The organism is Pseudomonas sp. S2_E01 (genome assembly GCF_054668365.1).
Genome location: NZ_CP162762.1, coordinates 2,926,920 through 2,944,284 on the forward strand (window position 1 = coordinate 2,926,920; position 17,365 = coordinate 2,944,284).

Annotated in this window: 21 protein-coding genes; 9 read left to right on the forward strand and 12 right to left on the reverse strand. The window is 57.8% G+C overall.

The annotated features are described in order from the left end of the window. Positions 1-15: 15 nt before the first annotated feature. Positions 16-816 (forward strand): gamma-glutamyl-gamma-aminobutyrate hydrolase family protein, encoded by an 801-nt coding sequence (locus AB4O36_RS13295; RefSeq protein ID WP_460141970.1) that lies wholly within the window; start codon positions 16-18, stop codon positions 814-816. Between the two features lie 47 nt (positions 817-863). On the opposite strand, the gene AB4O36_RS13300 is transcribed toward AB4O36_RS13295, so the two are convergent. The 5 genes from AB4O36_RS13300 to AB4O36_RS13320 form a co-directional block, all read right to left on the reverse strand. Beyond that, the gene (locus AB4O36_RS13300) at positions 864-1,688 is read right to left on the reverse strand and encodes a DUF3618 domain-containing protein (RefSeq protein ID WP_460125870.1); all 825 of its coding nucleotides are present in this window, start codon (positions 1,686-1,688) and stop codon (positions 864-866) included. After that, positions 1,688-2,113, reverse strand: coding sequence for a phage holin family protein (locus AB4O36_RS13305; RefSeq protein ID WP_460125872.1), 426 nt, complete (start codon positions 2,111-2,113; stop codon positions 1,688-1,690). The genes AB4O36_RS13300 and AB4O36_RS13305 overlap by 1 nt, the downstream gene beginning before the upstream one ends. Then, complete coding sequence (locus AB4O36_RS13310) at positions 2,113-2,748, reverse strand: hypothetical protein (RefSeq protein ID WP_460141971.1); 636 nt, start codon at positions 2,746-2,748, stop codon at positions 2,113-2,115. Before AB4O36_RS13310 ends, AB4O36_RS13305 begins: the two co-directional genes overlap by 1 nt. A gap of 139 nt (positions 2,749-2,887) precedes the next feature. Further along, on the reverse strand, positions 2,888-3,817 hold the full coding sequence (locus AB4O36_RS13315) for a ZIP family metal transporter (protein ID WP_460141972.1): 930 nt from the start codon (positions 3,815-3,817) through the stop codon (positions 2,888-2,890). Positions 3,818-3,825: 8 nt separating this feature from the next. Then, positions 3,826-3,978: a hypothetical protein gene (locus tag AB4O36_RS13320; protein WP_460125878.1), complete on the reverse strand. Its 153-nt coding sequence runs from the start codon at positions 3,976-3,978 to the stop codon at positions 3,826-3,828. 608 nt (positions 3,979-4,586) lie between these two features. Here AB4O36_RS13320 and AB4O36_RS13325 point away from each other — a divergent pair. Further along, positions 4,587-5,468, forward strand: a complete 882-nt coding sequence (locus tag AB4O36_RS13325) for a manganese catalase family protein (RefSeq protein WP_460125880.1) — start codon at positions 4,587-4,589, stop codon at positions 5,466-5,468. 384 nt (positions 5,469-5,852) lie between these two features. On the opposite strand, the gene AB4O36_RS13330 is transcribed toward AB4O36_RS13325, so the two are convergent. The 3 genes from AB4O36_RS13330 to AB4O36_RS13340 all read right to left on the reverse strand — a co-directional run bounded on the left by AB4O36_RS13330 (position 5,853) and on the right by AB4O36_RS13340 (position 6,789). After that, on the reverse strand, positions 5,853-6,110 hold the full coding sequence (locus AB4O36_RS13330) for a hypothetical protein (protein WP_460141973.1): 258 nt from the start codon (positions 6,108-6,110) through the stop codon (positions 5,853-5,855). Continuing rightward, a complete protein-coding gene (locus AB4O36_RS13335) occupies positions 6,103-6,363 on the reverse strand; it encodes a DUF6555 family protein (RefSeq protein WP_460125886.1) in 261 nt (86 codons plus the stop codon). The genes AB4O36_RS13330 and AB4O36_RS13335 overlap by 8 nt, the downstream gene beginning before the upstream one ends. A 264-nt stretch (positions 6,364-6,627) precedes the next feature. Then, on the reverse strand, positions 6,628-6,789 hold the full coding sequence (locus tag AB4O36_RS13340) for a hypothetical protein (RefSeq protein ID WP_460141974.1): 162 nt from the start codon (positions 6,787-6,789) through the stop codon (positions 6,628-6,630). A 29-nt stretch (positions 6,790-6,818) separates the two neighbouring features. On the opposite strand from AB4O36_RS13340, the gene AB4O36_RS13345 reads away from it, so the two are divergent. The 3 genes from AB4O36_RS13345 (at position 6,819) to AB4O36_RS13355 (ending at position 10,169) form a co-directional block, all read left to right on the forward strand. Beyond that, positions 6,819-7,670 (forward strand): oxidoreductase, encoded by an 852-nt coding sequence (locus AB4O36_RS13345; RefSeq protein WP_460141975.1) that lies wholly within the window; start codon positions 6,819-6,821, stop codon positions 7,668-7,670. A 4-nt stretch (positions 7,671-7,674) separates the two neighbouring features. Next, positions 7,675-8,613, forward strand: coding sequence for an AraC family transcriptional regulator (locus tag AB4O36_RS13350; RefSeq protein ID WP_460141976.1), 939 nt, complete (start codon positions 7,675-7,677; stop codon positions 8,611-8,613). 1,208 nt (positions 8,614-9,821) lie between these two features. Next, the gene (locus AB4O36_RS13355) at positions 9,822-10,169 is read left to right on the forward strand and encodes a DUF6124 family protein (protein WP_460125894.1); all 348 of its coding nucleotides are present in this window, start codon (positions 9,822-9,824) and stop codon (positions 10,167-10,169) included. Positions 10,170-10,781: 612 nt separating this feature from the next. On the opposite strand, the gene AB4O36_RS13360 is transcribed toward AB4O36_RS13355, so the two are convergent. Then, entirely contained in the window at positions 10,782-11,222 is a 441-nt protein-coding gene (locus AB4O36_RS13360; RefSeq protein ID WP_460141977.1) for an Lrp/AsnC family transcriptional regulator, read from the reverse strand. A 113-nt stretch (positions 11,223-11,335) separates the two neighbouring features. On the opposite strand from AB4O36_RS13360, the gene AB4O36_RS13365 reads away from it, so the two are divergent. Continuing rightward, entirely contained in the window at positions 11,336-11,992 is a 657-nt protein-coding gene (locus AB4O36_RS13365; protein WP_460141978.1) for a LysE/ArgO family amino acid transporter, read from the forward strand. A 146-nt stretch (positions 11,993-12,138) separates the two neighbouring features. On the opposite strand, the gene AB4O36_RS13370 is transcribed toward AB4O36_RS13365, so the two are convergent. Then, positions 12,139-12,759 (reverse strand): LysE family translocator, encoded by a 621-nt coding sequence (locus AB4O36_RS13370; protein WP_460141979.1) that lies wholly within the window; start codon positions 12,757-12,759, stop codon positions 12,139-12,141. 329 nt (positions 12,760-13,088) lie between these two features. Here AB4O36_RS13370 and AB4O36_RS13375 point away from each other — a divergent pair, with 329 nt between their 5' ends. Further along, positions 13,089-14,570, forward strand: coding sequence for a sensor histidine kinase (locus AB4O36_RS13375; RefSeq protein WP_460125906.1), 1,482 nt, complete (start codon positions 13,089-13,091; stop codon positions 14,568-14,570). A gap of 45 nt (positions 14,571-14,615) precedes the next feature. Here AB4O36_RS13375 and AB4O36_RS13380 read toward each other — a convergent pair whose 3' ends face one another. Together AB4O36_RS13380 and AB4O36_RS13385 are read right to left on the reverse strand one after the other, a co-directional pair. Continuing rightward, positions 14,616-15,155 carry a YbhB/YbcL family Raf kinase inhibitor-like protein gene (locus AB4O36_RS13380; RefSeq protein WP_460125908.1) on the reverse strand — a complete coding sequence of 180 codons (540 nt, stop codon included), beginning with the start codon at positions 15,153-15,155 and terminating at the stop codon, positions 14,616-14,618. Between the two features lie 162 nt (positions 15,156-15,317). Beyond that, complete coding sequence (locus AB4O36_RS13385) at positions 15,318-15,647, reverse strand: DHCW motif cupin fold protein (RefSeq protein WP_460125910.1); 330 nt, start codon at positions 15,645-15,647, stop codon at positions 15,318-15,320. Positions 15,648-15,927: 280 nt separating this feature from the next. Here AB4O36_RS13385 and AB4O36_RS13390 point away from each other — a divergent pair, with 280 nt between their 5' ends. Continuing rightward, positions 15,928-16,230 (forward strand): ArsR/SmtB family transcription factor, encoded by a 303-nt coding sequence (locus tag AB4O36_RS13390; protein WP_460125912.1) that lies wholly within the window; start codon positions 15,928-15,930, stop codon positions 16,228-16,230. Between the two features lie 156 nt (positions 16,231-16,386). After that, complete coding sequence (locus AB4O36_RS13395) at positions 16,387-17,358, forward strand: zinc-dependent alcohol dehydrogenase family protein (protein ID WP_460125914.1); 972 nt, start codon at positions 16,387-16,389, stop codon at positions 17,356-17,358. Positions 17,359-17,365: the final 7 nt, after the last annotated feature.

Here is a 17,365-nt window from a genome sequence, read left to right on the forward strand (position 1 = left end):
AATCGGGGGGTTCACATGTCTCGTCTGCCAATCATTGGTGTCACTGCCTGTTCATGGAAAATCAACAAACATCCCGTCCAGATCAATGACGACAAATACTCGCGTGCGGTCGCGACCGGCGCCCAGGGGCTGCCATTGATATTACCGTTGCTACCGGAGTTGCTGGACCCGGCGGAAATCCTCGATGGTCTCGATGGGCTGCTATTCACCGGCGGCCCGTCCAATATCGAACCGCATCACTACCACGGCCATCCGAGCCCGCCGGGGACGATGCACGACCCTGCCAGGGATAAAGTATCGCTTCCACTCTGGCGCGCGGCGGTGGAGGCAGGCGTGCCGGTGTTAGGGATCTGCCGCGGTTTTCAGGAAATGAACGTCGCCTTCGGCGGCACGCTGCATCAACAGCTCGGTGACACTGGCGCCGAGCACGAACCACCGGGCAACGAACCCATCGAAGATCAGTACGCACCCGCGCATGCGATTAAAGTGCGGTCAGGCGGTGTGCTGTCGGGCCTGGGATTGGCGGAGAACATCGAGGTCAATTCGGTCCATGGCCAAGGCATTGCAACGGTCGGTCATGGTCTGCGAATCGAGGCGGTAGCCGAAGACGGGTTGATAGAGGGACTCTCTGTGGAAGGCAGTAAGGCCTTCGCCCTCGGAATCCAATGGCATCCGGAATGGCAGGTGATGGGCCATCCGGACTACCTGGCCATCTTCCGCGCATTTGGCGACGCCTGTCGACAGCGTGCGGCAGAGCGCGTCATCGCCACCGGGTACAGCACCAGCGTCCTGCGTAATCCAGCAAAGAGCGTTTAACCGGGTAAACATCGGGGGGCTTGAAGCCCCCCGAGTTATCTCAGGTTTCAGGACATCCCCAACCCGCCGGAAAGATCCGTTGGCGAGGAATCTTCAGGCCGTTGCGCAGGCTTTACGGATGCATCGTGCTGCGTGTGGTCGGTTGTCCTGGTCACCGTATCGCGCACCGTCTCATATCCGTCCTGCGCCTGCTTTTTCACCTTGCCCACCAGGCCCGCACTGGTGCGCCCCATGTAGCGCTGCTCAGCGCTGGTGGTGGGTAACGCGGCACCGATCAACGCCCCCAGCGCAATGCCAGCAGCGGCGACCATCAGGGGCTGCTCCTTGAGCATTTGATTGAACTGCTGCCCAACCACCTGTGAGTTGCGCGCCATTCGATCACTGGCGTTGTGCATGGCGTGGCTCATGTTCTCGGTGGCCGTGCCAAAGCGATCACCCACGTGGGCCGCTTTGTCCTTCAACGAATGCACCCCGTCCTTGATTGAGTCAGCGGTGTGGTGCATACGATCGCGCGCGGACTCCAGGCCATCCGCCAATCCGTCGGCCCACTCCCCCATTCGATCCTGATCAGGGCCGGTGCGATAGCCAGGTTGCCGTAGCGGCGGCTTGTTCTGACTCATCATCAGCCACAACAAACCCACGGATGTCAGCACCGCTGGCACCGGATTGTTGCGCACGCTGGTGCCCAGGTTGCCGAGGAAAGCCGTGCCGTTGTTCTGCATCATGCCCCACGCCTGATCGAACATCTGACCCGGCGTGAATTTGCTTTCCAGCTTGTCGACGATATCGCCAATGTTGGCACGTTGCGCGTCGATCTCACGCTCGATCTGCTCCGGGCTTTTGTGCGATTCCATTTCCAATTCGCTTTTCATCAGACTTTCCTCCGTAGCGCTTCCTGGTCTTTATTCAAGGCATCCAGCGTACGATCAGGCTTGAAGTGGGAAGGCTCAAATTGCTTTTTTCCGGATTGCAACATCACAAAGCCGATCACCATCACCACCACGCCAACGATCAGCGCTGCCAGCCAAGGCGCCATGAACATGCTCAAGCCGTAGACGGCAGACATCAGCAAGATGATGAAGCCCGCCAGCAGCACGATAGCGCCGCCTGCGACAGCGGCGATGCCGGCCTTGAGGGTATTCAGGCTGGCCTGAAGTTCGGCCCTGGCCAGCGCCAGCTCCTTGATAAAAAGCGCGGGCACTTCTCGGGTGAGTTGACGCAAAAGCCCGACCACCGAGGCATCATCGGCGGGAGCGTAAGGTTGCTGCACGCGAAGATCCGGATCGTCTCTGTTCATCACAGTGCTCCCTTGGTATCTGGAGTGGTCGAAGGCCTGGCAAAATCGGCAGGATGGTCCTGCGCATCGGGCGAGGCCGGCGTAATGCCGGTGGCCAGGCCGGGATGTTGTTCAGACGCAGGCGTGACCGAGGTTTCATAGGGACGGTGCACGCCATAGCTATCGGTGGGCGGCGTCGAGTGGCCGGCGGCCGGATCGCTGGTGCCCACTGTCGCGCCAGTGCCCGCCTTCAGAAACCGCGACAATCCAAACCCGATGGCGATGCTGCCGGCAATGAACAACGCCGGATTGCTGCGCGCCAACTGCGCACCGTCATGTAACAGTTGCTCCGCACTTTTGCCACGCAGGTTGCCCGCGAGGCCGCTCATGGACTCTGCCATGTCGGTCAGGTAATCCGACATGCCGAGACCGTCGTGATCCTGCAGTTCATTGACGAACGATTTCGCGCCCTCCGCCAACGCTTCAATCTGGTCGGCGGCGGTGTCGCGGTATTCACCGAACTGCGCATCAGCCTTCTCCCTCGCGCTGCCGAGCGACTCGGTCAGGTCTTCCTTGAGATGTTGAAAATCCTGCTCGGGTTGATGCTCGCCCGGGTTGCCCGTCGAAGTCGCCGCCCTGCTGTCTTGAGTATTCATGCCGTCCCTCACTTCGCAAAAGTCGTGTCGGGACTTCACAGTGCAACTGCCCTGAGCCCCTCATAAGAAGGGACGGAGCAGACTCGACAGGAGTTCAAAGAGGTTGTTGCGCGCGGGACGAACGCCCCTATTCAAGAGGTCAGCCTAGTGCCGTATCGAGAAACATCATGACCCCAAAGCCCAGCATCAGTCCCAGCGTGGCTGGCGTTTCATGACCATTGCGATGGGTCTCGGGAATGACTTCATGGGACACGACAAAGATCATTGCGCCTGCCGCCAAGCCCAGCGCCACCGGGTATCCCAAGGCGAAACTGCTGGAAACACCCAAGCCGATAATCGCCCCCAGTGGTTCCATGAGCCCTGAGCCAATGGCGATGATTGCCGCTCGGCTCGCCGGCAGTCCAATGGCCCGCAATGCGAGCGCGATAGCCAACCCCTCGGGAATGTCCTGAATGGCGATGGCGGTGGTCAGCGGCAACCCGACCTTCATGTCGCCAGAGGCAAAGCTCACGCCGATGGCCATGCCTTCGGGCAAGTTATGCAGGGTAATCGCCAGCACGAACAGCCAGATCCGATTGATGCGCTTCGCTTCAGGTCCGCGCTTGCCACTTTCAACATGTTCGTGGGGCACAAATCGGTCCAGGCCGATCATCAGCGCGACCCCCAGGCCGAGCCCCAGTACCACGATGCTCGCCGCCAGCAACTGGTTGTCGAGCAAATCCCTGGCCGCCGCGATGCCAGGCAGGATCAGCGAAAAGGAACTGGCAGCCAGCATCATGCCAGCAGCGAACCCCAACATTGTGTCCTGAGTGCGAGACGAGATTTCCCTGAGGATCAATGCAACGCAAGCGCCCAGCGCAGTTGCTCCAAAGCCCGAGAGTCCTCCCAGAACGGCGAGATGCAGAAAATCTCTGCTGGCACCCACGAAGGCGCCATAGCCGCTGAACAACAGCAAGACCGCCACTGCGACGACCATCAACCAGAAACACCAACCCAGCCAACCGGATCGGTTGAGATGCCTGACCCAGGAGCGAGACCCCAAACGAAATGAAGATGAAGGTTGCGACATGGCTTCTCCTAATTCAGGCCCTGGCGTCGGGTCGCCGAGCCTGGTTGATGGAAGAGCAAGCCACTTGAGATACGCGCAGCTTCACGCTCAAAGGAAACGATGGTGGCGGCAAATACGCTGGAACGTATTGGATCAAACCCGGCGCGTTTCGAGCGAGCCATTTGAAACTCCTGTTGTTCAGAGAATGGGTGAGTGCGATCCCCGGCAGATGCACGAAGATCGCCACCCCACATCTGAAGCGCCGGAGTTCTGGATAACTTCAAAAACTTACAGAACGTTCGACAGACGGCCTCGGAAGTTGGCGAGTTGTCAAACTGGGTGAGCAAACCGAACGAGAACCTCTGTTTTAAAAGGACGTCCGTTCAACCACATTGCTGAATCAGACGTCCGCTTTATTCGTGGTTGGACGATCAAGCAAGGCCCAGAAAGGACAGGACAACTGCGATCACCACGACCAGGCCGACGATATAAATAATGCTGTTCATAAGTACTACCTCGTTATTGAGTGCGCGTTAAATTCATACGAACCGTGGCGTGATTGCCTCGAGCCGCTAACGCTATAGACAACTGTGTGAGTGAATGACTCCCTTTTTTTCGTCGTCATTTGCGGGCGTCTTTGGCAAAAAAACTTGAACTTTAGAAACGATACCGCTCGTCACGGCGCGGACGAATAAAAGGAAATTTCGACCCCTCCCTCCTCTCACTAATAGGGCATACGCCAACACCCACAGTGGTGAACGCGAATAAAACCTGGTCTGAGGAAATCAAAATGTTTTTACATAACAAGCGACTTCAATACACCGTTCGCGTAGCAGAACCGAACCCCGGTTTGGCTAACCTGCTACTTGAACAGTTCGGTGGCGCAAATGGCGAGTTGGCAGCAGCAGCGCGCTATTTCACCCAGGCACTGGCCGAGGAAGATCCAGGCCGCAAGGATCTATTAATGGATATTGCGACCGAGGAACTGAGTCACCTCGAAATCGTCGGCTCGATCATTGTCATGCTCAACCGGGGTGCGAAGGGACAACTGGCCGAAGCCGTGCAGGAAGAGGGAGAACTTTACCGCGCGATGAATGGTGCCGGTAATGACTCCCACATTACCAGCCTGCTTTATGGAGCAGGTGCGCCCTTGGTGAACTCCGCTGGCGTCCCCTGGACCGCCGCTTACGTGGACTCCATCACCGAGCCCACTGCTGACTTCCGCTCCAACATCGCAGCGGAAGCACGGGCAAAAATCGTGTACGAGCGATTGATGAATGTCACCGATGACCCAGGCATCAAGGACGCGCTGGGGTTCCTGATGACCCGCGAAATTGCCCACCAGAAATCGTTCGAAAAAGCGCTTCATGCGATTCAGCCTAACTTCCCGCAAGGCAAACTCCCGGGGATGCCGGAGTTCGCCAACACATACTTCAACATGTCGGGCGAACCCAATGTTCGCGGTCCATGGAACGAAGGTGTCGAGTGGGAATATGTCGAAAATCCTGAACCGGCAGTCGACGGTGGCGACGGCCTGGCAGCAGTCGATCTCCCTGAAGCGGATGAAGCCGTACTTGAAGCGATGAAACTTCGAACTGCTTCCGACCCCACCAGCGAACCTGTCACGGGAGCCGATCTGGGCTCTGGTTTCGTGCAAGGCAAGAATGCTTGATCAACCTGAAGCGACCCCTTTACGGGGTCGCTGTTATTTCGGAGCTACAGCCGTGAATAAACCCACGCGAAAATTGAATGTCAGGACTTACTTCGCTCAAAAAATGGAAAAAGCACATGCAGGCTTTGAGTTCGACTGTCAGCAGGCATGCAGAGCGCTCAAGGTGTGTATGGCCGTCAATGTATTCGGTGTTGGCACGCTTCTCCCCAATGCGTTGCCCTTGTCAGACGAGCACTACGCAAGGCGCGGATAATCCGCGTCGACCATTCAAGGGCTTTTTACGAGGCAGACTTCATGACAACGTTTACGAATCTGGTGACTCATCCGCTGCCCCTGCTGGGGACCCTGATATTTGTGTCAGGTGCCGCGATGATGGTGGGCGACTTAATTGCCGTCTTGCTTTGAAGCGGCCCTCTCGCGCTTGATCCGCAGCCAATCCAGAAACGCAGCTCTTCGCTGCGCATCTGCCAATGCCTTTGCCTCGGAAAAACGCGCCAGCCCCCCCGGGTCATTCATCCCTGACTCGATGATGCGATAGGCATCATCTTCCAATCTGTCCGCCTCACGAAAAAGCCGGCGATTACTCGCCAGCGCTTCTTCCCAACTATCCTCGCAATGCAACGACGGCTGCGGATTATCCATGTTGATGCTCCTCATCCCATGCAAGCGAGTGCGTAGCGCGCCACCGGACATCGGTAATGCCGTAGCGCTCTGCCATCGGTTTGGTCATAGGTTTCAGCGGCTTGCGGCCAGGCTTGGGAATGGGGGCAACGCCAGCATCACAACTGGCCCACTGCCACGCATGCGCGTTGTTCATTTCGGCGGTACGAATGACAAACTTTTTTTGCTCCCCATGAAGCTTGTACTCAATAACGAAAAGATCAACTTGACTCATGAGGGTCTCCTTTTGCTCATAAGCAAGTGATGCTTCAAGTCTTTGAAAATTCAAACGGATTGCCGCTCGGTCGAACTAAATGATGCGGCCTCAAAATAGTTGTACAATTTCAATCTCAATGTACAGTTAATCGAACCGTTTTCTCATGACTCCGACTGAAAAACTCGTTTCCTGGAACGCACATTGGCAGCTCAAAGGCGGTGTGGTGGTGTGCCGGTTTTGCGAAGTGACACAAGCCGAAAGCGAGGGCGCATTAAGTTTTCCTCACGCACCTTCCTGCACACAGTCCTGGATCGCCAGCACGCCCTGGCGAGACCTTGATGACTCGATCACCCACCGCTCGTGTCCTGATTCCAAGTGTTGATAGAAATAGGCAATGCTCGAAGACAAACCGGCATAGGTCAGTGATCGGGCGATGGCTACCATGGCACCTCACCTATTGATGGGAGTACGCCATGATCAGCACCAAAACCCTATTCGTTACTGGTGTGAGCAGCGGGTTCGGCAACGCGTTGGCACAAGAGGCGCTTGCGCGCGGTCACCGCGTCATCGGCACTGTCCGCCGCGAATCCGACCTGCTGGCCTTTCAAGCACTTTCCCCGCAAAACGCACACGGTGTGATGTTGGATGTCACCGACTTCGAGCGCATCGACCGAGTGGTCGCCGAGATCGAATCGACGCACGGCCCGATTGATGTGCTGATCAACAATGCTGGCTACGGCCACGAAGGCATCTTCGAAGAGTCACCACTGGGAGACATGCGCCACCAGTTCGACGTCAACGTGTTCGGCCCGGTGGCGGTGACCAAGGCGTTGCTCCCCTACTTCCGCCAGCGCCGGGCGGGACATATCCTCAATATCACCTCCATGGGCGGCACCATCACCATGCCGGGGATCGCCTATTACTGCGCTAGCAAGTTTGCCCTGGAAGGCATCTCCGATACGCTGAGCAAAGAGCTGCAACCCTTCAACATCTTCGTCACCGCCGTCGCTCCGGGCTCGTTCCGCACCGATTGGGCTGGTCGCTCGATGCAGCGCACGCCTCGCAGCATTGCCGACTACGACGCCAGTTTCGATCCGGTGCGCAGGGGGCGTGAAGAGAAAAGCGGCAAGCAATTGGGCGACCCGCACAAAGCTGCGCAGGCGATACTGCAGATCATCGACAGTCCTAACCCGCCCAGGCACCTGTTACTGGGCAGTGACGCACTGAGCCTGGTTCGTGACAAACTGCAAGGCGCGCTCGCCGAGATTGAACAATGGGAAGCGCTGACCCGCTCTACCGACTATCAAGCACCCGGCAAAGGATGAGTGGATGAAAGGGGCCGACCCGAACACCGCACGCATGGTGCAGTTGCTCACCCAACTCGCGCCGGTAGAAGGTTACAACCTCAGCGCGCTGGACGATGTACGCTTCCTGCGCACGAACCAGCCGCTGAGCCGTACGCCGGTGCTCTATGACCCGGGTATCGTCATCCTCTGCCAGGGACGCAAGCGCGGCTATCTGGGCGACGAGGTCTACGTCTACGACGCCCAGCACTACCTGGTGGTGTCCGTGCCCCTGCCCTTCACCATGGAGACCGATGCCAGCGCGGCCGAGCCGATGCTGGCAATCTACATGCGCCTGGATTTGCAGATGGCCAGCGAGCTGATGCTGCAAGTCGATGAAATACACGGTCCCAGCGACGCCCCACCCAAAGGCATGTACGCCTCGCCGATGGACGACTCCCTGCGCCGCTCGACGCTGCGGTTTCTCGAAGCCATGAGCGTGTCGGGCGAGGCGGCCATCCTGGGGCCGTTGCTGGTACGCGAGATCTACTACCGCATTCTCATCGGCGAGCAAGGTGGCTCAATGCGGGCCGCGCTCAATCGCCAAGGCCATTTCGGAAAGGTCAGCCGCGCCATTCGCAAGATCCACAGCAGCTACCAGGAACGCCTTGATGTCGAGCAACTGGCCCAGGAAGCGAGCATGAGCGTGCCCAATTTCCACCTGCATTTTCGCAGCGTGACGGACTCCTCGCCCATGCAATATTTGAAATCAACGCGCTTGCACCAAGCGCGCCTGCTGATGCTGCGCCAGGCCATGACCGCCTCGGCGGCGGCGTTCAATGTCGGCTATGAAAGCGCCTCGCAATTCAGCCGCGAGTTCAAACGGTTCTTTGGCCGTACGCCGCAGGCGGAGATTGAATGGATGAAAGCGACCTACGCGCTGCCGGCGCCGGCGTCGGGTTCGGTTTATGTGTCATCGCATTAGGTAGACCTGATGCCTCGCGGTGTTTTTCGTGTCAATCCACCCTGTAGGAGCGAGTTTACTCGCGATGGTCGTTAACGATGACGCGGGGCATCTGATGCCCTGCGGTGTCTGCGCTACCATCGCGAGCAAGCTCGCTCCTACAGGGGTCGTGGCGTGGCCGAATTTTGCGAGTTTACTCGCGATGGTTGTTAACGATGACGCGGGGCATCTGATGCCCCGCGGTGCCTGGGCCACCATCGCGAGCATGCTCGCTCCTACAGGGGACGTGGCGTGGCCGAATTTTGCGAGTTTGCTCGCGATGGTCGTTAACGATGACGCGGGGCGCCTGATGCCCCGCGGTGCCTGGGACACCATCGCGAGCATGCTCGCTCCTACAGGGACCGTGGCATGCCCAAATCATGCGGTTTGCTCGCGATGGTCGTTAACGATGACGCGGGGCGCCTGATGCCCCGCGGTGCCTGGGGCACCATCGCGAGCATGCTCGCTCCTACAGGGGGCGTGGCATGCCCAAATCATGCGGTTCACACCGGACCTGTAGGAGCGAGTTTACTCGCGATGGTCGTTAACGATGACGCGGGGCATCTGATATCCCGCGGTGCCTGGGCCACCATTGCGAGCAAGCTCGCTCCTACAGAGGTCGTGGCACGCCCAAATCATGCGGTTCACACCGGACCTGTAGGAGCGAGTTTACTCGCGATGGTCGTCAACGATGACGCGGGGTGCCTGATGCCCCGCGGTGCCTGGGCCACCATCGCGAGCATGCTCAGCCCAAAATGCCCCGGAACCCTTGCCGAGCAGTTTATTGGGTGGTCACGACGCCTATCGTGGCTCGTTTGTCCGTCTCCTGGCTTTCGACGCTGGCCGCTTGTTTAATCGCCTGCCAATTTACTTCCTGAAAGCTACACAACCTTGCGCCGATGCCTACCACCACGCCAGAATCCGCCGGCTTGTGCACCTTGGGTGCGGGTTTTATCGTTTTCCTGTCGCTGAAAAAACAGTGATGGGGTTTGGTAGCCCGGCTTCTCGTAAGGTGCATAGCGGCATGATTCGCAGTGTTCATTCGACCCTGCCTCATGGTGACCATGCACAGGGTGTCTACGGGCACGCCGGTTTCCTTACGTCCGGTCTACCAACCTGTGCATGGCCGCCACCCTTGTTTGGTAGCGAGTGTGATGGCTCTCTTTTTTTGTAAGTAAGGAGCTTCATTCATGTCCAAGTCAAAATCCGATGCACCGGATGCCGATCCTGCATCCACCAACGAAAAGTCCTACTCACAACAACCCGACACCGACTACTACGAACCCGGGTTCTTCGCCGACGTCAAAGCCACCCCCCGCAAAATATGCTCGATGTTTTTCGTCAACCCCGACGTCGACATACAGACCTTGCTCGGCAGCGCATGCGAATCCCTGGCATCCGCCAGCGTCATGACCATGGATGTGGCGGATCATACGGAAGGAACCAACCGTAACACCCTGCTGGGTATTACTCAGGTCCTCATGCTGGCGGAGTTGGCGGTTAATCGAGCGTTGGATCAGTTGGACCCGATTGAGTAAGTGGTAGTGGCTGATCGTTCCCAGGCGAGGGAACGATCACGTTGACGCTTACTTGCTACGGAGTGCCGTAGTTGTCACGTCTGAAGGGCAGCAACCGACCCGAAACGGACGTTGTCACTGCACCCAGCGTCTAGTAAAAAGGTCATCTCCTGTTCCAGGCACTGAAACGAATTTATGTCTACTGACCATGGTCAACGTGTTTGTAATCGATGCGGCGAATCAATTACTGTTTATTGCCCATCAATTGAAACGCTAGCGATCATCGGGGGTTTCCACGAAAAGTGGTGATCAGGCAGTAGTAGAAGAGATTGCCCGCCGAGAAAATATCGATCCGAATGTTGTCTGGGAATATTTCCGCCACCGGATGAAGCCTCTGTGCAAGCAAAAAATTGCCCGCTGTTCATTCTGCGACGGGCAGCTAAGGACTTGGCGTGCGCGTCAATGCATGCACTGTTTTAGGGAGTGACCTGACGCACAATTATTATCGAGCTGAGTCTTCAGATTTTGAACTGCATTAGCACGACTTCTGACTGACCACTATTGGCCGATTTCTGCCCGTCACAAACGGCAGAAATCGGCAAAACGCGGCCTACCCTGCCCCAACTTGGATAATCATCGAGCAGGCCGTTCAATCGCCCGTGCAGGAATCGGAGTAGACGTCACGATCGACGTTCGCGTCTCTCCGTAGATGTTGATCTTTTCGATCAGCCGCTCCAGATCGCTCATGCTGGCGGCGACTACTCGGAAGATGTAGGAATCTGCTCCTGTAATGTGATGACACTCCAGAACTTCCGGAATCGTCTCCAGCAGCTTGAGAAATTTGGCCTTGGCCGTTTGGGGCACCGTCATCGCCAACATGGCGCCAACCAGGTAACCCGCCGCTATCGGGTTGACCCGAGCCGCATATCCCTCGATGACTCCCCCTTCCTCCAGTCGCTTGACGCGCTCGGTGACGGCCGGAACGGAGAGGTGCACATGCCGGGCAAGCTCTGTATAGGTCATACGGCCATTGGCCTGGAGCCGCTCAACGATTTTCCAGTCAATATCATCCATATGGCTTAATTCCTTAGGTAGAAGGTGAATTTTCCTTGGAAAACCCATTCTGCACAGTTGAAGGGCCGCCTACCATTTCCCCCGTGATCAATGGGTATTGCCGGGAGAGGAACATGCTGTTCGTTAAATCACTGGTTATTGGTTTTTCAATCGCCGCACCCGTGGGCCCGATTGGACTGCTCTGCGTGCAGCGAAGTCTGAAGCGAGGTTTCCGTTCGGGGCTCGCAACGGGGCTAGGGGCGGCAAGCGCTGATACGGTCTATGGGTTCCTCGGGGCGATTGGTTTTACCGGGATCGCCTTGTCTGCACCTTCGCTCGCGGTCTTGCTTAAAGTGTTGGGCGGTGCCTTTCTGGTATGGCTGGCGTGGAGCATTGCCCGTGACGCGCTGAAGCCCAAGCAGGCCGCGCAGGTGGAAGCCTCGGTGGCGGTCACTCGTGATTTTCTGACAGCGTTCGGCTTAACCCTCTCCAACCCAATGACAATATTGGCTTTCATCGCGATCTTTGCAGCACTTGACCCACTGTCCGGCGAGCAACAGCAGGGCGATGGCGCCATGTGGTTCGCCACCTGCTCCATGCTCACCGGGGTATTTGTGGGGTCCGCTGCGTGGTGGCTGTGCCTGAGCGGGCTAACGGCGGCGCTGCGCAAAAAAATGCCCGTTTCATTCATGCGGGTCATCTCGTCGATTTCCGCGGCCGCAATCGCTACCTTTGGTGTTGCCCAAGCGTTCACCGGGTTGTACGAAGTCTTTGGGCAGGCGTCGATGTAGTTTGAGAGTGGCAGTAGTGTCCCAGTCACTTTGAACGCCTCCCAGACCGTTGACATGGACCTTCACAGAACCCCGGTTAAAATCCTCGCCCCCTCCTCTTCGGCCACTCGCTTGCAGGAAGTGGTGGGTGGCGCGACCTCCCTCGATCAGGCCCGCCGCGCCATCAACAGCATCGAAGCCGCCGCAGACAACAGGCCGGCGCAGCAGCGATTGAAGATTCTCTTGCCCCGAGGCTGCGCGAACCAGCGGCGCATGTGCAGGCCGATGTAGGCGTAGATGCCGATGGCGATCCATTCCAGTACCAGAAACAGCAAGCCGAGCACGGCGAACTGGGCGCTGATTTGCGCAGCAGGGTCGACAAACTGCGGAAGGAACGCGGTAAAAATCAGGATGGCCTTGGGGTTACCGGCGGCAACGAAGAACTCCTGCCGCGCAAGCTGCCACAGGCCGGCCCTCTCCTCCGGTGATTCGACCTCGGCCTGCGGGTCGGCCCTCCATAGCTGATACGCCAGGTAGAACAGGTAGACCGCACCGATGATTTTGATCCCGTAAAACACCAGCTCCGAGGTTTGCAGTACCACCGCAAGGCCTGCCGACGCCAGCGCGATCATGATCGCAAAGGCCAGCAGGCGCCCCATTCCAGCCACACAAGCCGTGCGCAATCCATAGCGTGTGGCGTTGCTGATCGACAGCAGATTATTAGGCCCCGGCGCCATGTTCAGCGCGAAGCATGCAGGCAGGAATATCGCCAGGGTCGTGAGATTCATGGGCAGCTCCATAACCATTCTGCGCTGATGCTACAGCGCCCTTCCAAGGCGCGCCATGGCGGCACACACCTTGACTAACCGAAGGTATGAGTATCGTACGCCGTAGGCTCGCTGTTAAATTCCGAGGCCTGTGCAAAACGCTACGCGTAGGTGAAACCGCTTGCAGTGGCCTGTGGTCAGTCAAGCTCGGTCCCGCGAATCCACCTGACAAAGCACTGACCGCTGACGGATGCTTCGCGGATGGCGACCTGGCAACGGCAGGCTTTCACTGACATTCCAATGTGCCCACACAAGAAAAATCCGTCGGAATGAAAAGGGTCCCTTCAGTCATGTCCAAGTACCGTGCATTGATCAATACACCCCATGTATGGATGCTCAGGCTTGGAGCGGTCGCGCTGACGCTGGTGATTTTCCTGGTCGACTGGTTGACCTCGCTGGATGTGGCCATCGCGGTGCTCTACGTTGCGGTGATCCTGATCTCCAGTGATCTGTTCTCTTACCGGGGCATGCGCACGGTCTCATTGCTTTGCTGCTTGCTGACGCTGGCGGCGTATCTGCTTTCCCACGTCTCTCACGCCGACACATGGCAGGTACCGCCCTTCGAACGTTGCCTGGTGAGCCTTGCTGCCATCACCATCAGCGCAATCCTTGCACTGAAGAACAAAGCAGCCAGGGGAGCTTTGCAGCGACAAGTGCAGCTCTTGCACCGCAGCGAAGCGTGCCTGGCCGGGGCGCAGCGGCTGAGCCGCACCGGCAGCGTTGGCTTGAAAATGCCGGATGGGCAACTGAGCTGGTCTGAAGAGGCGCGGCGGATATTCGAGTTCGAGGGGCCTGAGCAGCCCACCCTGCAACAGATGATCTCTCGCACTCATCCCGAGGATACGGGCGACCTGAAAAAACTGATTGAGGGGGCCTATGCCCAGCACGAATGTCCGGAAGCGGAGTTCAGGTTGCTGATGCCCGATGGCCGTTGCAAACATGTTCGCATGCTCGCTCAGCGCAGGGCCGACTCGTTCGGATGCTGCGAGTACCTCTGCGCCTTGATGGATGTCACCGCTGCAAAATGTGCCGAAGAGGCGCTTCATCAGTCTCAGTCACAGTTGGCCCACGTGACCCGCATCACGATCCTGGGTGAAATGACGGCGTCCATTGCCCACGAAGTCAATCAGCCACTCGCCGCGGTGACGACCAACGCAGAAGCAGGCTTGCGCTGGCTCAATCGCGAAGACCCCAATTTTGCCGAAGCCTGCGGCGCCATCCAGCGCATCATGAGCGAAGCCCATCGCGCGAGTGAAGTCATTCGCGGCATTCGAGCACTGTCACGAAAATCCGAACCGCAGTACTTGTCGATCAACCTGCAGGAAGTGCTGCAAGAGGCGTTGCTGCTCACACGCAGGGAGACAAGGCGGCACAAGGTCAACATCGAGTTTCAGCCACGGTACGACGGTTTATGGGTCCAGGGTGATCGCATTCAGTTGCAGCAGGTCATCATCAATCTGCTGTTGAATGCGTTACAGGCATTGTCGTGCATGCCACCTAAAGGACGACGGATTTCCATCCTGCTGGAGACGGCATCGGGTAATGACGTGCTGTTGCGCATTCAGGACAATGGTCCAGGCATCCCTGCGCAGAATCTGCCCAAACTGTTCAGTCCTTTTTTCACCACCAAGCCGGAAGGGATGGGAATGGGCCTGTCGATATGTCGGTCGATCATCGAAGCCCATGGAGGGCGCATCTGGACTGAAAGCGCGCCGGGGCACGGGACGAACATGTGTTTCTCCCTGCCCGGCCAAGCGCGCAGTGCATCATGAGACAGGCGGCATCGCACGAAGTGGTTCGTCGTGCGTCACTCAAGGTCAGCGCTGATACGTTGAGGTAATCGTCGCTTTGGCCAGGACGTTGGCATTGAGTAAATAGCCCACCAGCGCCCCGCTCGCCTGCGCATCCACCGGCAAGGAATCGACCTTCAATGCCCAGACAGTGAATTGGTAATGATGAGGTGGGTCACCCGCAGGCGGGCAAACACCGCCGAATCCAGCCTGGCCATAATCGGTGCGCCCCTGGACCGCTCCGACAGGCAGGTTTGAACCCGCGCCCCGCGGCAGGCTGGTGACCGTCACCGGCAAATTGGCCACGGTCCAATGCCACCAACCACTGCCGGTGGGTGCGTCAGGATCGAAAACAGTGATGGCGTAGCTTTTCGTGCCTGCGGGCGGGTTGCGCCAGGAAAGCTGCGGCGAGAGGTTAGCGCCGTCGCAGCCAAAGCCATTGAATACCTCACGCTGGGTCAGCGATTTACCTTGAGCGATGTCGTCGCTGGTCAGGGAAAACGACTGCGCCTGGGCGATGAAGGAGACTCCAAGGGAAAGCACGCACAAGATCTGTTTGATGTTCATGACAACCTCAAGTTGGGGGACTGTTGTCCGCAAACTCTAAATCTTCAACAAGTGGCCGACACTCATACTTCAACGCTGTCTTTTTATGCTTTGGTATGGCTGGGCGACTGGCTGTTATCTCGAGAACAGCCACTCGGGATAGGTGGGAACTGAGCAGGCCGGTCAATCCACAATGAACAGTTTGGCACCGACGAGCGTGGATGAGCGGTGCGCTTCGGCGTTGTCGCCGACCTGATAACTCATGCCTGCGGTCAGCGTGAACACCCGCCCATCTTCCAGTTCGGTCTCCAGCCGGCCTTCCAGGCAAAGCAGGATATGCCCCTTGTGGCACCAATGATCGGCAAGGTAGCCGGGGCTGTATTCCACCTGCCGAACACGAATCGTCCCGAACTGGCATGTGCGCCAGTAGGCCGTGCCGGTCTCTCCCGGGTGCGCGGTGACTTCAATGCTCGACCAGTCGGTCGTGCCAAACGGGATAGCTGTCAGCTCCATGGCGGCCTCATTCAATCGATGGTGCCCACACGCTAACGTCGTGATATTCCTGCCGATAGACACAGACGTCACTTAAATACGTCATACAGCGAATCCGAATATTCTCCTGTAGGCGCGAGCCTGCTCGCGATGGGCGCACTCGGTCGGGTCGTTCGCCCATTGGCACCACCGGTCGGCCTCGGCAGAAGGAGATCAAGTTCACAGTCCCTGATTGACCGTTGGTCGGTCATTCATGCATTGACGGATTGACATATCGGTAAATTCCGATATCTTCACCTCCATGGAATTACTCGACATCTTCAAAGCCCTTTCGAACCGGACTCGCCTTGACATCCTCAAAGGCCTGAAAGACCCCGTGAACAGCTTCCCGGCGCAGGACGAAGGGGACGTGCATACCGTGGGTGTCTGCGTCAGCAGCATTCAAGAAGGCGTCGGACTGTCTCAGTCGACGGTGTCTGATTACCTGGCCACCCTGCAACGCGCGGGCCTGGTCGAAGTCAGGCGCATTGGCCAATGGACATACTACAAACGCAATGAAGCAACCATCAGCGCCCTGGCCGATATTATCGGTAAAGAGCTGTAACTTTTTTACCACATCATATCGATTATTCCCGATATCCCTTTTTCCAGAAACAAGGATCCGCCATGACCATCAAGACCTAGCCTAAACGTCGTAAAAATTTTCAGTTTATACATCGAGTTTTCCCGATATTCCTTTTTGCCGAAGCGAGAATTCCCCATGAAAGCAATGATCCTTAACTCATTTGGCGGCCCCGAGTCGTTCGAACTGCGCGAAGTTCCCAAGCCCGTGCCACACGCGGGACAGGTGCTGGTGCGAGTGCACGCCACCTCGATCAACCCGTTGGACTATCAAGTGCGACGCGGTGACTACGCTGACCTGGTCCCCTTGCCAGCGATCACCGGACACGACATATCCGGCGTCGTCGAGGCGGTGGGCCCCGGTGTGACCGCCTTCGCTGCAGGAGACGAAGTCTGGTACACCCCGCAGATATTCGAAGGTTCCGGCAGCTACGCCGAATATCACGTTGCGGCCGAAAACATCGTTGCAAAAAAACCTGCTTCCCTGAGCCATCTTGAGGCGGCAAGCCTGACACTGGTGGGCGGAACCGTGTGGGAGGCCCTGACCGTGAGAGCCGTGCTCAGGGTGGGCGAAAGCATTCTGGTGCACGGTGGCGCAGGTGGCGTCGGGCATGTCGCGATCCAGGTGGCCAAAGCCATGGGCGCCAAGGTGTTCACGACCGTGCGCGAAGCGAACTTCGACTTCGTGAAAGGCCTGGGTGCCGATGTGATGATCGACTACGAAAAGGAAGATTACGTCGACGTTATCCTGCGTGAAACCGATGGCCACGGCGTCGATGTGGTGTTCGACACTATCGGCGGCAACACACTGTCGCGTAGCCCCGACGTGCTCGCACAACTGGGCCGCGTGGTGTCGATTGTTGACATTGCCCAGCCGCAAAACGTGATCAACGCCTGGGGCAAGAACGCCAGTTATCACTTCGTATTCACCCGGCAAAACCGCGGCAAGCTCGATGAGTTGAGTGCCCTGGTAGAGCGTGGTCAGTTGCGGCCGCATGTGGGTGCGGTTTATTCACTGGCCGACATTGGCGCCGCCCATGCCCACCTGGAGAGCCCTAACAATGGCCTTCAAGGAAAAATTGCAATTGCCGTCGAGCCGTCGGCTGTCTGAACCCACG

Excerpts from the sequence above, each read along its gene's own strand:
- AB4O36_RS13355 (WP_460125894.1), top strand. The coding sequence starts at position 9,822 with ATGTCCAAGTCAAAATCCGATGCACCGGATGCCGATCCTGCATCCACC.
- AB4O36_RS13305 (WP_460125872.1), bottom strand. The coding sequence starts at position 2,113 with ATGAACAGAGACGATCCGGATCTTCGCGTGCAGCAACCTTACGCTCCC.
- AB4O36_RS13365 (WP_460141978.1), top strand. The coding sequence starts at position 11,336 with ATGCTGTTCGTTAAATCACTGGTTATTGGTTTTTCAATCGCCGCACCC.
- AB4O36_RS13360 (WP_460141977.1), bottom strand. The coding sequence starts at position 11,222 with ATGGATGATATTGACTGGAAAATCGTTGAGCGGCTCCAGGCCAATGGC.
- AB4O36_RS13390 (WP_460125912.1), top strand. The coding sequence starts at position 15,928 with ATGGAATTACTCGACATCTTCAAAGCCCTTTCGAACCGGACTCGCCTT.
- AB4O36_RS13385 (WP_460125910.1), bottom strand. The coding sequence starts at position 15,647 with ATGGAGCTGACAGCTATCCCGTTTGGCACGACCGACTGGTCGAGCATT.
- AB4O36_RS13340 (WP_460141974.1), bottom strand. The coding sequence starts at position 6,789 with ATGGTAGCCATCGCCCGATCACTGACCTATGCCGGTTTGTCTTCGAGC.
- AB4O36_RS13315 (WP_460141972.1), bottom strand. The coding sequence starts at position 3,817 with ATGTCGCAACCTTCATCTTCATTTCGTTTGGGGTCTCGCTCCTGGGTC.
- AB4O36_RS13330 (WP_460141973.1), bottom strand. The coding sequence starts at position 6,110 with ATGGATAATCCGCAGCCGTCGTTGCATTGCGAGGATAGTTGGGAAGAA.
- AB4O36_RS13375 (WP_460125906.1), top strand. The coding sequence starts at position 13,089 with ATGTCCAAGTACCGTGCATTGATCAATACACCCCATGTATGGATGCTC.
- AB4O36_RS13310 (WP_460141971.1), bottom strand. The coding sequence starts at position 2,748 with ATGAATACTCAAGACAGCAGGGCGGCGACTTCGACGGGCAACCCGGGC.
- AB4O36_RS13350 (WP_460141976.1), top strand. The coding sequence starts at position 7,675 with ATGAAAGGGGCCGACCCGAACACCGCACGCATGGTGCAGTTGCTCACC.
- AB4O36_RS13395 (WP_460125914.1), top strand. The coding sequence starts at position 16,387 with ATGAAAGCAATGATCCTTAACTCATTTGGCGGCCCCGAGTCGTTCGAA.
- AB4O36_RS13295 (WP_460141970.1), top strand. The coding sequence starts at position 16 with ATGTCTCGTCTGCCAATCATTGGTGTCACTGCCTGTTCATGGAAAATC.
- AB4O36_RS13380 (WP_460125908.1), bottom strand. The coding sequence starts at position 15,155 with ATGAACATCAAACAGATCTTGTGCGTGCTTTCCCTTGGAGTCTCCTTC.
- AB4O36_RS13335 (WP_460125886.1), bottom strand. The coding sequence starts at position 6,363 with ATGAGTCAAGTTGATCTTTTCGTTATTGAGTACAAGCTTCATGGGGAG.
- AB4O36_RS13320 (WP_460125878.1), bottom strand. The coding sequence starts at position 3,978 with ATGGCTCGCTCGAAACGCGCCGGGTTTGATCCAATACGTTCCAGCGTA.
- AB4O36_RS13370 (WP_460141979.1), bottom strand. The coding sequence starts at position 12,759 with ATGAATCTCACGACCCTGGCGATATTCCTGCCTGCATGCTTCGCGCTG.
- AB4O36_RS13345 (WP_460141975.1), top strand. The coding sequence starts at position 6,819 with ATGATCAGCACCAAAACCCTATTCGTTACTGGTGTGAGCAGCGGGTTC.
- AB4O36_RS13300 (WP_460125870.1), bottom strand. The coding sequence starts at position 1,688 with ATGAAAAGCGAATTGGAAATGGAATCGCACAAAAGCCCGGAGCAGATC.
- AB4O36_RS13325 (WP_460125880.1), top strand. The coding sequence starts at position 4,587 with ATGTTTTTACATAACAAGCGACTTCAATACACCGTTCGCGTAGCAGAA.